The organism is Pseudarthrobacter sp. CC4 (genome assembly GCF_048957775.1).
Classification (GTDB): domain Bacteria; phylum Actinomycetota; class Actinomycetes; order Actinomycetales; family Micrococcaceae; genus Arthrobacter.
This window is the reverse complement of sequence record NZ_JARCCZ010000020.1, coordinates 21,016-36,115: the sequence shown is the minus strand read 5'-3', so window position 1 is coordinate 36,115 and position 15,100 is coordinate 21,016. Positions and strand designations below refer to the sequence as shown.

Genomic DNA, 15,100 nt, shown 5'->3' with positions numbered 1-15,100 from the left:
GCCTTCCGCGCCGGGCGTAACCGGCGCTGCGGCATCCCTTCCCGGCGCAGCCGAAGAACAGCAGGAGTACTTCCCCCTTATGGTCAGCACGTTGTCGATCCTTCCGTCCACCGCCAGCCAGCCGGACGGCATCAGCGTCACGGGCATCGTGATCAGCCTCGGCGTCGGCGTCGCCATCTGGCTGGTAGCCACGTTCGTGATTTCCCGGATCACCAGGCGCGTGGCGGCAGGCAGCAACTTCTTCAAGAAGCCCACCTTCAAATGGGCTGCCCCTGCCTTTAGGGCCCTGGACCATGAACGGCGCGTCCAGCGTGCGGAAACCATCGGCTCGCTGCTGAACAGCGTGGTTGGCGTGCTCGTGGTGATCATCACCGGCATGTACGTCCTGCAGAACCTGGACATTAACATCGCACCCCTGCTGACGAGCGTCGGCATCCTGGGTGTGGCCATCGGCTTCGGTGCCCAGCAGCTGATCCGCGACTTCCTGGCCGGGATCTTCATTACCATTGAAGACCAGTACGGAATCGGCGACGTGATCGAGACCAGCGAGGTTGTTGGCGTGGTGGAGTCCATGGGCCTGCGCATCACGCGCGTCCGCTCGGACGACGGCGCTATCTGGTACCTGCGCAACGGCGAGATCCTGCGCGTCGGCAACCGTTCGCAAGGCAACTATGTGCCGCTGCACGAGTCGGAGGACGGCACTACGGACCAGGGCACGGATCATGCCGAACCCAAGAAGACTGACCAGAAGGCCGGAGACTAGGAATGACAATCCCGAGCGATCCCCAGCGGCCGCAGCTGATGCAGAACGATCCGTTCAGCAAGCCCGGCTACACCGACAACTTCTACGATGCCGTGGGCGGGCATGAAACCTTCGTGAAGCTGATCGACGTCTTCTACGACGGCGTGGCAACCGATCCGCTCCTCCGCCCCATGTATCCGGAAGAGGACCTGGCGCCGGCGAAGCGCAGGTTCCTGATGTTCCTGGAACAGTACTGGGGCGGGCCCACCACCTACGGCGAGGAGCGCGGCCATCCCCGGCTCCGCATGCGGCACATGCCGTTCAAGGTGACGCCCGAGGCCAAGGACCGCTGGCTCTTCCACATGCGTGCCGCTGTGGATGCCCTGGAACTGCCGCCGCTCTACGAGGGAACGCTGTGGGACTACATGGAGCGTGCCGCGCTGTCCATGGTGAACAGCCCCGGCTGATGTTGCCCTAACCGCCGTTAGAGCAGCGCGCTTCCGGTCCGCGCGAGCACGTGGCCGCGGGTGCCTGTAAGCCGGAACCAGCGCCCTGCCCGGTAGAGCTTCTGGTCGCCGTCGGCCAGGAACCCCAGGGCCAGGGCGGCGAAAGCGGCTCCGGCCGGCAGGCCGGAGTCGTCCAGTTCCCTGCCCCAGACGGCGGCACGGGCGTTGTTGACGATCAGCGCCCCCGGCTTGTCAGGGACGATTCCCGCCACTTCCGCGATTCCTGCTTCTGCGGCTTTCCGCAGCGCGGCATCGCTGCGTGAACCCATCAGCTCCCACCCGCTCCGCGGGGCGCCCACCCCGGTCCAGGACTCGGTGACGGTGGACGGCGGAACCGGCAGCTCGACGTCGTCCGCCCCCGCCCGCGCCAGGCGGTCCAGGACGGCGGACAAGGACACTGTCACATCCGTCGCCGAAGGTTCCGCGAGGGCCATGGTCCGCAGCCCCAGAATGGTGGGAGTCGATTCACCCAGCAGCCTCGGCCGCAGCACGCAGACGTACGCGGCGAGGACGGAACCTGCAGCCTGAAGCCTGATGGCGCCGTCGTCAATTGATTTGGCCCGCGTAGCGAAAGTCTTCAGGTCAGCGAGATCCTGGGGATCGGCGAAGCGGAAGGACGAGGTGAGTAGATCAGACACACCAAGAACACTACCCGCTGGACCTTTGTTGAGCGGTGCCGGGGGGCCGTCTAGAGTCAAACCATGACTGAAGCCGACGCCGAAATCCTGGCGCTCCCCAGCGGGGACCCCACCTCATCGCTCATCTCCCTCCTTGACCTTGGTGAGCTGGAGGGTGCCCGGACGGACGAGGACATCTTCCTGGGTCCGTCCCAGCAGCAGCCCCACCACCGCGTGTTCGGCGGCCAGGTGCTGGCACAGTCGCTCATCGCGTCCATCAGGACGGTGGACCCGGAACGTTTTGTCCATTCCATGCATGGCTACTTCCTGCGCCCGGGGGACGCGAACAAGCCCATCACCTTCGGCGTCCAGCGCCTGCGGGACGGCCGGTCCTTTTCCGCCCGGCGGGTCCATGCGTACCAGGAGGGCGTGCCCATCCTGTCGATGATCGCGTCCTTCCAGGGCGAGGACGAAGGCGTGGAGCACGAGTCCACGATGCCCGGCGGCATCCCGGACCCGGAGTCACTGCCAAGCACCGCCGACCTGCTCGGCAAGTTCGACCATCCGGTGGCACGGCACTGGGCCTACGAGCGGCCGTTCGATATCCGGCACGTCGATCCCCCCTTGTACGTGTCGGCTACGGGCAAGAGGGAAGCGCGGAATGCGGTGTGGATGAAGACCTTCGGGCCGATGCCGGACAACCCCAACCTGCACCGGGCAGCCCTGGCATACGCCAGCGACTACACCCTCCTTGAGTCCATCCTGCGGCGCCACGGGCTGAGCTGGATCACGCCAGGGATGAACGTGGCAAGCCTGGACCATGCCATGTGGTGGCACCGGCCTGCCCGCGTGGACGAATGGCTCCTGTATGTCCAGGAGTCACCCAGCGCCCAAGGGGCCCGTGGACTCGCGACCGGCAAGATCTTCAACCAGGCGGGGCAGCACGTTGCCTCCGTCGCGCAGGAGGGAATGATCCGCGTGCCTACCGACCTGAAGAACAAAGTGGTGGGCGCTTTCCAGTCGAAGCTGATGGAGCACCAGATCCGCAAGGCCGGGCGGGACTAGCACCACCCGGAACTCCGCCTTCAGCGGGAAGACGAACAGGCCGGCACCCAGTGGGGGTGCCGGCCTGTTCGTCTTTGTGCGCTCTGCGCCTGGTGTCAGTCGCGGGTGAGGCGGCGGTGCGTGACGCGGTGCGGCTTGGCGGCGTCCGGGCCGAGGCGCTCCACCTTGTTCTCCTCGTAGGATTCGAAGTTGCCCTCGAACCAGTACCACTTGGAGGGGTTTTCCTCGTCGCCTTCATAGGCCAGGATGTGCGTGGCCACGCGGTCCAGGAACCAGCGGTCGTGGGAGACCACCACGGCGCAGCCGGGGAACTCGAGCAGTGCGTTTTCGAGGCTGCTGAGGGTTTCGACGTCGAGGTCGTTGGTGGGCTCATCGAGGAGCAGCAGGTTGCCGCCCTGTTTGAGGGTCAGCGCCAGGTTCAGGCGATTGCGCTCACCGCCGGAGAGCACACCGGCCTTCTTCTGCTGGTCCGGGCCCTTGAAGCCGAAGGCGGCAACGTAGGCGCGGGACGGCATTTCGACGTGGCCCACCTGGATGAAGTCCAGGCCGTCGGAGACAACTTCCCACAAGGTCTTGTTGGGGTCGATGCCGCCGCGGCTCTGGTCCGCGTAGGAGATCTTGACGGAGTCGCCGATCTTCAGGTCACCGCCGTCGAGCGGTTCCAGCCCCACGATGGTCTTGAACAGCGTGGTCTTGCCGACGCCGTTGGGGCCGATGACGCCCACGATGCCGTTGCGGGGCAGGCTGAAGGACAGGCCGTCGATGAGGGTGCGGTCCTCGAAGCCCTTCTGGAGGTTCTTCGCTTCCAGCACCAGGCCGCCCAAGCGGGGTCCCGGCGGGATCTGGATCTCTTCGAAGTCCAGCTTGCGCGTGCGGTCCGCCTCCGCGGCCATCTCCTCGTAGCGGGCCAGACGGGCCTTGGACTTGGTCTGGCGGCCCTTGGCGTTGGACCGGACCCACTCAAGTTCCTCGCTGAGGCGCTTGGCCTGCTTGGCGTCCTTCTTGCCCTGGATCTCCAGTCGGGCACGCTTCTTCTCCAGGTAAGTGGAGTAGTTGCCCTCGTAGGGGTAGAGGTGGCCGCGGTCCACTTCGGCGATCCATTCCGCGACGTGGTCCAGGAAGTACCGGTCGTGGGTGACGGCGAGGACTGCACCCGCGTAGGTGGACAGGTGCTGTTCGAGCCACAGCACGCTTTCGGCGTCCAGGTGGTTGGTGGGCTCGTCCAGGAGCAGCAGGTCCGGCTTCTGCAGCAGGAGTTTGCACAGGGCTACGCGGCGGCGTTCACCACCGGAGAGGTTGGTGACGTCGGCGTCCGCGGGCGGGCAGCGGAGGGCGTCCATGGCCTGCTCCAGCTGCGAGTCCAGGTCCCAGGCGTCCGCGGCATCGATGGCTTCCTGCAGGTGGCCCATTTCCTCGAGGAGGGTGTCGTAGTCAGCGTCGGGGCTGGCCATTTCCTCGGAGATTTCGTTGAAGCGCTGGATCTTGCCGTAGATCTCGCCCACACCCTCCTGGACGTTGCCCAGGACGGTCTTTTCCTCGTTGAGCGGGGGCTCCTGGAGCAGGATGCCCACGGTGTAGCCGGGGCTTAACCGGGCCTCACCGTTGGAGGGAGTGTCCAGTCCGGCCATGATTTTGAGGATGGTGGACTTACCGGCACCGTTCGGGCCCACAACACCGATCTTGGCGCCGGGGAAGAAGGACATGCTTACGTCGTCAAGAATGAGTTTTTCGCCAACGGCTTTGCGGGCCTTGGTCATTGTGTAGATAAATTCCGCCATGGTTCCAAATCTAGTGGGTGGGCAGGCATATCTCACATTCCGCGCAACAGGCTTACGAGCCTACAAAGCACTTCCCGCTCGCCAGGACGGGCAACACTGTCACTGTCACGGCGCCGTCGCGGACCTGGCCGATCACGCAGTCCTGTCCCTGGAGCACGGCCGCCTCGATGGCATCCGCTTCAAGGCCGGTGGGGGTGCGGCTCTGCGAAACCTCCAACGCCGCGGGGGCGATTCCCGCGCCTGTGAGGGCTTCCGTGACTTGTGCGGTGGCGGGTTTGGGCGATCCCGCGGCCAGCCTGGCCAGCGCCTCTGTCACGGTCCTCTTGGCCGTTTCAGTGGCAGCCGCCGCTGCCGCGGCGGATGCGGTCCCGGATGTGTCCGCCAGCGGTCCGGCGGCATTTGTCTGTGTTGCTGCAGCCCGTGTTTCCGTTGCTGCGGGGCCGGCGGAGGCTGCAGCAGTGGATGTTGCACCCGACAAGGTTCCGCTGACGCAGCCCGATAAACCTGCCGCCAGCACTGTGGCGGTTACGGCCGCCAGCAACCGGCGCGCGGCGCTGGGCGGGGCAACTCCAGGAACGGCAGCTCCAGGAATGGCAGCTCCGGGAACGGTGGCTCCGGGAACGGTGGCTGAGGGGCTGGCCGATGAGGCACCGGCTGTTGAGTTCTGCCGGTGGTCAGGGGTATGCCGCATGGTGTCATTCTGCCATGCGGCCTGGTCCCGGCTCCGCAACCTGGGCGGACAGTGCACGGCCGGGGGGTGCCGCGGCACTGCCCGCCAAGGAACCGGGGGAACCGTTGATAGGGGACGCTGATATGGAAAACCTAGACTCCGGATTCGGCGAGTTCCCCCGTCTCCAGGTCCAGTGACACGAGGCTGCCGTTGCTGTCCTCGATGTACGCTGCGGCAGGATCGCCGCCGTCGGGATCGTCGTCGCCGTCCTCCGGTTCGTCGAACGTTCCCTCAGCGCCGGCCCGGTGCTCGGCGTCGAGGGGCGGCGCCGGCTCCACGAGCGAGAGGAGCGGTTTTGTGGAGGACCGGATGAAGTTGGCCGTACCCCACGTCAGGTCGTGACCCACGGCGTCGGCGTCAATGGTGTGTGAGTAGAAGACCCTGCCGTCCCTTTCCCAACTGCGGATCTTCAGCTTGCCAACCACGATGACCGGCTGGCCTTTCCTGATGCTGCAGCCCATGCTTCCCGCGAGGTGGCGATAGCCCTGGACCAGGAACCAGTTCGTGTGGCCATCCGTCCAGGTGCCGGATTCCTTGTCGAACCGGCGCGAAGTGGAACCGATACGGAAGGAGGCTGTGGCAACTCCCCCTGGAGTTGTGGCGCTCTTGATCTCGGTGGCAACGAAGCCCCGAATGGTTATTGTGTCGCTCATCTTCACGTCCTGTCGTCAATGGTGGTGCCCTAGCAGGCAAGACCAGCATGGCGCCGGCGCTGGCCGCCGGGGAGGCAGGGGTTCGCCTATGTGCATAACCTGCGCCTGCGGCTGCCTGTGGAGGATTAGTGAGCCGCCGCAGGTCACTGACGACGCCGGGACTTCGGGCAATGTAAACTTTTTGAGGCGCCGGACTTCAGCTCCGGAATCCATTGCCTCAGTAGCTCAGGGGATAGAGCAGCGGCCTTCTAATCCGCCGGTCGGGGGTTCGATTCCCTCCTGGGGCACCCATGGGCAAACGCCCCGGTTCACGGACCGGGGCGTTTGGGGCCACACGTGCCGTCAGGGTTTCAGGATTGCAGCCGGTGCGGCGCTTCCACCAGAGAGCGAACCACGCTGCCGGCAGCGCCCAGCAGGGCTCCCGCATCCCCTACCGCGGAGATGGTGACGTGCGCCGGGGACAGCGCACCCGGCGCGTACTTGGCAAGGCTGTCCAAAAGCGGCCCGCGGAGCCACTGGTCCAGGACGGCAAAGTGTCCGCCAAGCACTACAGCCCTGATGTCCACCACGCGGGACGTCGACGCCACCGCCACGCCCAGCGCCGTCCCGGCCCGTTGGACGGCGAGCAGGGCAGCGGGGTCCTCAGCGCCGAGGGCGCCCAGCAGGCGGGCCATGCTCTCAGACCTTGACCACCCCTTCGCGGCGATACCGGCAGCAGAAAAAATTGCATCCTGCCCGGCTATCGTCTCCAGGCACCCCGTCCCGCCGCAGGAGCAGCGGCCCCCCTCCGGCTGCACAACGATGTGGCCGACCTCCCCGGCGTTGCCTTCAGGGCCGGTGAAAAGCTCCGAATTGATCACCAGGCCGCCGCCGACGCCCACCTCGCCGGAGACGAACAGGAAGTCCCGCCTTCCGTGGGAGCCGTAGGCCAGTTCCGCGAGCGCGGCAGCATTGGCCTCGTTGAAGAGGGAGACCCCCAACGGCACGTCGGGAAGCAGCCGCCCCATGTCCAGCTTCGTCCCCAGCCAGCCCAGGTTCGGGGCGGCGGTCACGGTTGAACTGCCGGCGTCAACGAGGCCGGGTACGGCGAGCCCTCCGCCGAGGACCTCAACACCCGTAGACGCGGCCGCCTTCCGGACGTCGGCGGCGAGCGCGGCGAGTGCGGACAGCACGGGGGCGCTGTCGCTGTCGCGGTTGTCCCGTTCCCGGATTTCCTGCACCACCAGGGTTCCGGAAAGGTCGGTCACTCCGGCCGCAATATAATCGACGTTGATTTCCATACCCATGACACCCCGCGCCGGATTCAGTTCCAGCCCGACCCCCGGCCGGCCCCGCTCCCCCTGCCGGCTCAGGCCGACCTCGCGCAGGAGGCCGGCGCCCAAAAGGTCCAGGACGATGCTCGAAACAGAGGCTTTGGTGAGCCCTGTGGCCGCGGCCACCTGTGCGCGGGTCGGATGGGTGCCGGCCGGTGCCTGCGCCACCCTGGCAAGGACCAGGGCGAGGTTGTTCCGCCGAACGTCCGCCATGTTCCCCGGGCTGGCGGCGTCGGACAGTGCAGTGGCAGGTGCGGTACTGGCCATGGCCGTTCTCCTCGGGCTGGAAGCGGGGCCGTCCCTCACGGGCCCTTCGCTATTGACCCTAGCGTAGACTCGCTTATATAGTTCAAGCACTAAACTAATAAGGCCGCAACCGGCGAAAATCGAGTGCAAGGACGCATCATGACTCTCTCCCCCACCCCCGCTGACAAGTTCACCTTCGGCCTCTGGACCGTGGGCTGGACGGGCGCCGATCCGTTCGGTGTGGCCACCCGCGCCGCCCTGGATCCCGTGGAGGCGGTCCACCGGCTGGCCGAACTGGGCGCCTACGGCATCACCTTCCACGACAACGACCTGGTCCCCTTCGACGCCAGCGCCTCGGAACGTGACCTGATCCTCAAGAACTTCAAGGCAGCCCTGGCCGAGACCGGCCTGAAGGTCCCGATGGTGACCACCAACCTGTTCAGCCACCCGGTGTTCAAGGACGGCGGCTTCACCTCCAACGACCGCTCCATCCGCCGCTTCGCCCTGTCCAAGGTGCTGCGCAACATCGACTCCGCCGCAGAGTTCGGCGCCGAAACGTTCGTGATGTGGGGCGGGCGCGAAGGCAGCGAATACGACGGCTCGAAGGACCTCTCCGCGGCCCTGGACCGGATGAAGGAAGGCGTGGACACCGCCGCCGCCTACATCAAGGACAAGGGCTACAACCTGCGCATCGCACTGGAGCCCAAGCCCAACGAACCCCGCGGCGACATGTTCCTGCCCACCGTCGGCCACGGCCTGGCGTTCATCGCCCAGCTCGAGCACGGCGACATCGTGGGCCTCAACCCGGAAACCGGGCACGAGCAGATGGCAGGGCTCAACTTCACCCACGGCATCGCGCAGGCCCTGTGGGCCGGCAAGCTCTTCCACATCGACCTCAACGGCCAGCGCGGCATCAAGTACGACCAGGACCTCGTCTTCGGCCACGGCGACCTCACCAGCGCGTTCTTCACCGTAGACCTGCTCGAAAACGGCTTCCCGGGCGGCGGGCCCCGCTACGAAGGCCCGCGCCACTTCGACTACAAGCCCTCCCGCACCGACGGCTACGACGGCGTCTGGGAATCGGCCAAGTCCAACATGGCCATGTACCTGCTCCTCAAGGAGCGCGCCCTTGCGTTCCGCGCAGACCCCGAAGTCCAGGAAGCCCTCACGACCTCCGGGGTCTTCGAACTCGGCGAGAGCACCCTCGCGGCCGGCGAAACCGCCGCGGACCTGCTCGCGGACACCACCGTCTTCGAGGACTTCGACGCCGACAAGGCCGGCGAACGCTCCTTCGCCTTCGTCCGCCTCAACCAGCTCGCCATCGAACACCTCCTGGGCGCCCGGTAAATCATGGCACTCGTAGCAGGGATCGACAGCTCCACCCAGTCCTGCAAAGTGGTGATCCGCGATGCGGACACGGGAGCATTGGTCCGGCAGGGCAGGGCGGGCCACCCGGACGGGACCGAGATCCACCCGGATCACTGGTGGGCCGCCCTGCTGGACGCACTACACCAGGCCGGCGGCCTGGACGATGTGGCAGCTGTCTCGGTGGGCGGGCAGCAGCACGGCATGGTGTGCCTGGACAGCGAGGGCCAGGTGGTCCGGCCGGCGCTGCTGTGGAATGACACCCGCAGTGCCGGCGCGGCACTGCAACTGATCAGCAATGCGGGCGACGGCGACACTGCCGCCGGCGCCCGCTACTGGGCCGGCGCAACCGGCACCGTCCCGGTCGCCTCGCTGACGCTGACCAAACTTCACTGGCTGGCCGCCAACGAGCCGGAGAACGCCGCCAAAGTTGCGGCAATCTGCCTGCCGCATGACTGGCTGACCTGGCGGCTGGCGGACCACGGGCCAGGCAGCGGTCCGGGAAACCTCGAGGCCCTCGCCACTGACCGTTCCGACGCCTCCGGTACGGGTTACTACTCGACGGCGACCGGCGAGTACCTGCCGGGGCTCCTGGAGTCCTCGCTGGGGCACGTTCCGCTGCTGCCCGGCGTCGTGGGCCCGCTGGGGGTCGTGGGCAAGACACCGGAGGGCGCCCTCCTGGCCGCCGGCGCCGGGGACAACGCGGCGGCGGCACTGGGAGTGGGCGCCGGCGTGGGTGACGTGGTGATGTCGCTGGGCACCTCGGGGACGGTCTTCGCCGTGTCCGATACACCGGCCGCCGACCCGTCCGGGCTGGTGGCCGGGTTCGCCGATGCTTCCGGGAACTACCTGCCGCTGGTGTGCACCCTGAACGCCACCCGCGTTTTTGACGCCACTGCAGCCCTGCTGGACATCAGCATTGCGGAGTTCAATGAGCTGGCGCTGTCCGCCGGACCAGGGGCCGGGGGCCTCACCCTCGTTCCCTATTTCGACGGCGAGCGCACGCCGAACCTGCCCGACGCCACCGGCTCCCTGCACGGCATCACCCGCGGGAACTACACGCCGGCCAACCTGGCGCGGGCCGCCGTCGAAGGCGTGGTCTGTTCGCTCGCGGACGGCCTGGCCGCCCTGCAGCAACAAGGCGTGCAGGCGCGGCGCATCATCCTGGTGGGCGGCGGAGCGCAGTCCGCGGCAGTACAGGAGGCGGCAGCGCAACTGCTGGGAATCAGCATCACCGTGCCGCGCCCGGGTGAGTATGTGGCCGACGGCGCCGCCCGCCAGGCCGCAGCGGCACTCACCGGGGAATTTCCGCAGTGGGCGCTGGACGCCGTCGACCTCCCTGCCGGGCAGGACGGCGGCGGGGTGCTGGCACGGTACCGCCGCTGCGCCTCCCTATATACCTGACACCGGGATACCTGACGCCGGGCCCGCCTGGCGTTTCCACGCGAAAGGCCCGGACCGCACTGTGATGAGTTCACTGCGCGGTCCGGGTCTTTTTGGTGGGGCGCAGGCTCCTGCCAGTTGTGTTGGGAAACGTGGCAGGAGCCCGCGGTCTGGATCAGGTCAGGCGTACGGGAGGACAAGCTCCGCGTAGCGCTCCTTCACCGTGGCCAGGACGGTGTCGCCGTCCGTGTCCCAGATGTCCTGATTGAAGATTTCCACTTCGATGTCACCGGTGTACCCGGCATCGCGCACCCAGGCGCCGATGGTGGCGAAGTCCACCACGCCGTCGCCCATGTAGCCGCGTGACAGCAGCGGATCCGCGGCGATGGGCATGTTGAAGTCGCACACCTGGTAGGACGCAAGGCGCCCCTCCCGGCCGGCGCGCTCGATCTGCGGCTTCAGTTCCGGGTCCCACCACACGTGGAAAGTGTCGACGGCGACGCCCACTGCCGACGCGTCGAACGGCGCCGCGAGGTCAAGGGCCTGCCCCAGGGTGGAGATCAGCGCCCGGTCAGCGGCGTACATCGGATGCAGCGGCTCCAGCACCAGCCGGACGCCGTTCTCCCGGGCGAAGGGGACCAGGTCGGCGAGACGGTCCGCCACGCGCCGGCGCGCAGCCACCACGTCCTTCTCCCCCGGGGCCAGCCCGCCGACCACGAGGAACAGTTCCCTGGTGTCGAGCGCAACGGCTTCGAGGATGGCGGCGCGGTTGTCAGCCAGGGCTGCAGCCTGCCCTGCGGCATCGGGGGCGGTAAGGAACCCCCCGCGGCAGAGCGAGGAGACGCGGAGCCCGGCATCCTTGATCAGGCGGGCCGCCTTGTCCAGGCCGGCTTCCGCCACCCGGTCCCGCCAGGGCCCGATGGCGGGGATGCCGGCGTTGACGCAGCCCTCAACCACCTGGGCCAGGGTCCATTTCTTGGTGGTGGCGCTGTTGATGGAAAGGCGGGCAAAGTCTGCCGTTCCTGACGTGCTGGTCATACGCCCACCCCGTTGATCCGCAGGTAGTCGGACATCCGGAAAGCGGCCAGTGCCGGATCCCGCAGCAGGCCTGCCTTGTCCGCCAGCTCAAAGGTCCTTGCCAGGTGGCATACCGAGCGGCCGGAGTGCAGGCCTCCAACCATCTGGAAGCCGGGCTGCCTGCCGTTGAGCCAGGACATGAACGCGATCCCGGTCTTGTAGTAGAACGTGGGTGCGCTGAAGATGTGCTTTCCCAGTTCCCTCGTGGAGTCGAGGATTTCGCGCGCCTTCGCGGCGTTGCCGGCGTCGTAGTTCTGCAGCGCCACCGAGGCGGCGGGGTAGATGGCCGCGAAGATGCCCAGCAGGGCGTCCGAGTGGCGGCTGCCGTCGCCGTCGATCAGTTCGGGGTAGTTGAAGTCGTCGCCGGTGTAGAGGCGGACGCCTTCGGGCAGGGCCGCCCGAAGGGCAACCTCATGGCCGGCGTCGAGCAGCGAGACCTTGACGCCATCCACCTTGGCCGCGTTGTCCCTGATAAGGCCGAGGAAGGTTCCGGTTGCCGTTGCTACATCGTCCGAACCCCAGTAACCGGCCAGGGCGGGATCGAACATGGTGCCGAGCCAGTGCAGGATGACCGGCTGGTCCACCTCCTCCAGCAGCGTCGAGTACACCCGCAGGTAATCCTCGGGACCGCGGGCAACCTTGGCCAGGGCGCGGGAGGCCATGAGGATCACCTTGGGCCCGGCCTCGCTGACCACGGCGATCTGCTCGCGGTAGGCCTCAAGGACGGCCTTGATGCCGGCCTCCCCGGCCGGCAGGGTGGCGCTGTCCAGCTGGTCGGTGCCGGCACCGCAGGAAACAAGGTCCCGCACCGACTTGCCGGCCGTTGCCGGGTTGCCGGCGGAGACCACCGAGGCTGCCTCGACGCCGGTGCGCTTGATGAGCTGCTGGGTTGCCGCCCAGTCAAGGCCCATGCCGCGCTGGGCAGTGTCCATGGCGTCGGCTACACCGAGGCCGTAGGACCACAGCTCGTGCCGGTAGGCCATGGTGGCGTCCCAGTCGAGCCGGGCGGGCGCGCCGGGCGTGTTGTCGGCCAGGACTTCGGGGATCACATGCGCTGCGGCATAGGCGCGGCGGGCGATGAGCGGCGCCGCTGGCCGGGCCCAGGACGTGCCGCCCTGGAGGCGGTATTCCCGGGTGCCGCCGTCGTGGGAGGGCAGGATGAGTGAGGTCATTAGAGGGTAATCTCCGGGAGGTCGAGGGTGCGGCGTTCGTCGTTGGACTTCAGGCCGAGCTCGGCGAGCTGGACACCGCGGGCGGCGGAGAGCAGGCCGAAGCGGTGTTCGCGGCCGGCGACGACGTCGCGGAGGAACTCTTCCCACTGCAGCTTGAAGCCGTTGTCCAGGTCAGCATTGGCCGGGACTTCCTGCCACTGGTCACGGAAGGATTCCGTGACGGGCAGGTCCGGGTTCCAGACGGGCTTCGGCGTGTGGGCGCGCTGCTGCGCAACGCATTTGTTCAGGCCTGCGACGGCGGAGCCGTGCGTGCCGTCCACCTGGAACTCCACCAGTTCGTCGCGATAGACGCGGACGGCCCACGACGAGTTGATCTGGCCGATGACCTCGTCGCCGCCCGGGGTTTCCAGCTCGAAAATGCCGTAGGAGGCGTCGTCGGCGGTGGCCTTGTATTCCTTGCCTGCCTCGTCCCACCGGGTGGGGATGTGGGTGGCGGTCTTGGCGCTGACGCTCTTGACCTTGCCGATGATGCCTTCGAGGACGTAGTTCCAGTGGCAGAACATGTCCGTAGTCATTCCACCGCCGTCTTCCTTGCGGTAATTCCAGGACGGGCGCTGGGCGGCCTGGATGTCACCTTCGAAGACCCAGTAGCCGAACTCGCCGCGGATGGAGAGGATTCGGCCGAAGAAGCCCTCGTCCACCAGGCGGCGGAGCTTGACCAGGCCGGGGAGGTACAGCTTGTCGTGGACCACACCCGCGGTGACGCCGGATTCCTTGCCGATCCGGGCGAGCTCGATGGCCTCGTCAAGCGTCTCGGCAGTGGGCTTCTCTGTGAAGATGTGCTTGCCGGCCTGCATGGCCTTCTTGAGGGTGGCTGCACGGAGGCTGGTCATGGAGGCATCAAAAACGACGTCGACGGTGGGGTCGTTGACGACGGCGTCCAGGTCGGTGCTCCACTCGGAGACCTTGTGCTTTTCGGCGAGCTCCCGGATCTTGGCTTCGTTGCGGCCCACCAGGATGGGCTCAACCTGGACGCGGGTGCCGTCTTCCAGCGTGAATCCACCGGCGTCCCGGATGGGAAGGATGGAGCGCAGCAGGTGCTGGCGGTACCCCATCCGGCCGGTGATGCCGTTCATGGCAATGCGGATTGTTTTTGTCTCGAAGCCCATTTGTCCTCCACGGTGAGCGAGCAGTTCTACTGAAGTTGAAGCCCTACTGAAGCCGAATCGGGAAAGCGCATTCCCGCTACGTCAATGATGCACGTCCGCAGACTTCTTGGCAAGCGCTTTCCAGTAGCGGTCCGCAACTGCCATAATGTGGTAACGCCTATTGACCCAACAAAGCCGATCAGGAGACGCTGTGGCTGCAAGTACCCTTACCGAGGTGGCGCGGCTGGCCGGGGTATCTCCCGCCACTGCCAGCCGCGTCCTCAACGGTTCCGCACGCAAGCCGGGGCAGGACATCGCGGACCGTGTCCGGCAAGCTGCGGCCTCGCTGGGATACATTCCCAACGCCCAGGCCCAGGGCCTGGCGAAGTCCAGTTCGGGCCTGATCGGCCTGATCGTGCACGACATTGCGGACCCCTATTTCGCCGCCATCGCCCGGGGGGTCCAGGAGGCCGCCCGTGAACAGCGCAAGATGGTGCTGCTGGCGACCACCGGCGGGGCGCCGGCGGAGGAGCGCGAGGCCGTGGCTGCCTTCGCTGCACGGCGTGCCGATTCGATCGTGATTGCGGGATCCCGCTCGTCGCGGGAGGAGGACCGGGACGACAACGCGGACCTTGCAGCGGAGCTTGACCGGTACTGCCGCAACGGCGGCCGGGTGGCGGTGGTGGGACATCCGGTAGTGGGTGCCAGCGCTCCTGAGGGCTACCACGTTGTTGCCGTGCCGAACCAGGAACTCGCCGGCGCCCTCGCAGATGAACTTGCTGCCGGCTGGACTGGCGATTTCGTCATCATAGGAGGCCCCGAGGGCCTCTTCACGTCGGACGACCGCATCCGGGGCTTCCAGGAAGGCCTGGCCAGGGCCGGCCGGGGCCCGGCGGAGATCCTGCGCACCTCGTTCAACCGTGCCGGAGGCTACGACGCGGGCCTCAAGCTGGCTGCCAGGATCAAGGCTCAGCGGACAGCGGACGGCGATGCCCCTGCCACGGCGAAGATGTGCATCTTCGCAGTCAACGACGTCATGGCCATCGGGGCCTCGGCAGCGCTGCGGGCTGAAGGGCTCCGGGTTCCGCGGGACGCCAGGATTGCCGGATTTGACGATATCGAGACGCTGCGGGATTTCCGCCCCGCCCTCTCCACGGTCCGCCTGCCGCTGGAAGACATCGGCCGGCTTGCCACCCGGGCGACGGCCAGCGGCCCCGGCCGCAGCGATGGCCAGGAGGACGACGACCTGCAGCCCGTGAGGGGCGAAGTCACGCTGCGCCGCAGCACGGAGACAGTGGCCTGACC

At 67.2% G+C, this 15,100-nt stretch carries 14 protein-coding genes and 1 tRNA gene; 7 read left to right on the top strand and 8 right to left on the bottom strand.

Annotated elements, in window-relative coordinates; genetic code table 11:
* The first annotated feature begins 79 nt into the window (after nucleotides 1–79).
* Entirely contained in the window at nucleotides 80–763 is a 684-nt protein-coding gene (locus tag PV768_RS14565) for a mechanosensitive ion channel family protein (RefSeq protein ID WP_157241955.1), read from the top strand.
* A 2-nt stretch (nucleotides 764–765) separates the two neighbouring features.
* Entirely contained in the window at nucleotides 766–1,209 is a 444-nt protein-coding gene (locus PV768_RS14560; RefSeq protein ID WP_157241954.1) for a globin, read from the top strand.
* Between the two features lie 17 nt (nucleotides 1,210–1,226).
* Here PV768_RS14560 and PV768_RS14555 read toward each other — a convergent pair whose 3' ends face one another.
* Nucleotides 1,227–1,886: a hypothetical protein gene (locus tag PV768_RS14555; protein ID WP_321213760.1), complete on the bottom strand. Its 660-nt coding sequence runs from the start codon at nucleotides 1,884–1,886 to the stop codon at nucleotides 1,227–1,229.
* A 63-nt stretch (nucleotides 1,887–1,949) separates the two neighbouring features.
* On the opposite strand from PV768_RS14555, the gene PV768_RS14550 reads away from it, so the two are divergent.
* The gene (locus tag PV768_RS14550) at nucleotides 1,950–2,930 is read left to right on the top strand and encodes an acyl-CoA thioesterase (protein ID WP_421093382.1); all 981 of its coding nucleotides are present in this window, start codon (nucleotides 1,950–1,952) and stop codon (nucleotides 2,928–2,930) included.
* A gap of 95 nt (nucleotides 2,931–3,025) precedes the next feature.
* On the opposite strand, the gene ettA is transcribed toward PV768_RS14550, so the two are convergent.
* The 3 genes from ettA to PV768_RS14535 all read right to left on the bottom strand — a co-directional run bounded on the left by ettA (nucleotide 3,026) and on the right by PV768_RS14535 (nucleotide 6,091).
* Complete coding sequence (ettA, locus tag PV768_RS14545) at nucleotides 3,026–4,708, bottom strand: energy-dependent translational throttle protein EttA (protein ID WP_157241951.1); 1,683 nt, start codon at nucleotides 4,706–4,708, stop codon at nucleotides 3,026–3,028.
* A 52-nt stretch (nucleotides 4,709–4,760) separates the two neighbouring features.
* Complete coding sequence (locus tag PV768_RS14540) at nucleotides 4,761–5,399, bottom strand: DUF6993 domain-containing protein (protein ID WP_421093381.1); 639 nt, start codon at nucleotides 5,397–5,399, stop codon at nucleotides 4,761–4,763.
* Between the two features lie 131 nt (nucleotides 5,400–5,530).
* A complete protein-coding gene (locus tag PV768_RS14535) occupies nucleotides 5,531–6,091 on the bottom strand; it encodes a single-stranded DNA-binding protein (RefSeq protein WP_321213762.1) in 561 nt (186 codons plus the stop codon).
* Between the two features lie 214 nt (nucleotides 6,092–6,305).
* Here PV768_RS14535 and PV768_RS14530 point away from each other — a divergent pair.
* Nucleotides 6,306–6,378: transfer RNA gene (locus PV768_RS14530), tRNA-Arg, on the top strand.
* Nucleotides 6,379–6,441: 63 nt separating this feature from the next.
* Here PV768_RS14530 and PV768_RS14525 read toward each other — a convergent pair.
* Entirely contained in the window at nucleotides 6,442–7,671 is a 1,230-nt protein-coding gene (locus PV768_RS14525) for an ROK family protein (RefSeq protein WP_421093380.1), read from the bottom strand.
* Between the two features lie 138 nt (nucleotides 7,672–7,809).
* Between PV768_RS14525 and xylA the strand changes: the two genes are divergently transcribed.
* Nucleotides 7,810–8,997: a xylose isomerase gene (xylA, locus tag PV768_RS14520; RefSeq protein WP_421093379.1), complete on the top strand. Its 1,188-nt coding sequence runs from the start codon at nucleotides 7,810–7,812 to the stop codon at nucleotides 8,995–8,997.
* Nucleotides 8,998–9,000: 3 nt separating this feature from the next.
* The gene (locus PV768_RS14515) at nucleotides 9,001–10,419 is read left to right on the top strand and encodes an FGGY-family carbohydrate kinase (protein WP_421093378.1); all 1,419 of its coding nucleotides are present in this window, start codon (nucleotides 9,001–9,003) and stop codon (nucleotides 10,417–10,419) included.
* A 159-nt stretch (nucleotides 10,420–10,578) separates the two neighbouring features.
* Here the strand turns inward: PV768_RS14515 and PV768_RS14510 are convergent, their stop codons facing one another.
* From PV768_RS14510 to PV768_RS14500, 3 genes are read right to left on the bottom strand one after another with little or no spacing between them, the layout of a single operon-like run.
* On the bottom strand, nucleotides 10,579–11,436 hold the full coding sequence (locus PV768_RS14510) for a sugar phosphate isomerase/epimerase family protein (RefSeq protein ID WP_421093377.1): 858 nt from the start codon (nucleotides 11,434–11,436) through the stop codon (nucleotides 10,579–10,581).
* Complete coding sequence (locus PV768_RS14505) at nucleotides 11,433–12,647, bottom strand: dihydrodipicolinate synthase family protein (RefSeq protein ID WP_421093376.1); 1,215 nt, start codon at nucleotides 12,645–12,647, stop codon at nucleotides 11,433–11,435. The genes PV768_RS14510 and PV768_RS14505 overlap by 4 nt, the downstream gene beginning before the upstream one ends.
* Nucleotides 12,647–13,816 carry a Gfo/Idh/MocA family protein gene (locus tag PV768_RS14500; protein WP_421093375.1) on the bottom strand — a complete coding sequence of 390 codons (1,170 nt, stop codon included), beginning with the start codon at nucleotides 13,814–13,816 and terminating at the stop codon, nucleotides 12,647–12,649. The genes PV768_RS14505 and PV768_RS14500 overlap by 1 nt, the downstream gene beginning before the upstream one ends.
* A 190-nt stretch (nucleotides 13,817–14,006) precedes the next feature.
* Between PV768_RS14500 and PV768_RS14495 the strand changes: the two genes are divergently transcribed.
* Nucleotides 14,007–15,098: a LacI family DNA-binding transcriptional regulator gene (locus PV768_RS14495; RefSeq protein WP_421093374.1), complete on the top strand. Its 1,092-nt coding sequence runs from the start codon at nucleotides 14,007–14,009 to the stop codon at nucleotides 15,096–15,098.
* The last annotated feature ends 2 nt before the right edge of the window (nucleotides 15,099–15,100 follow it).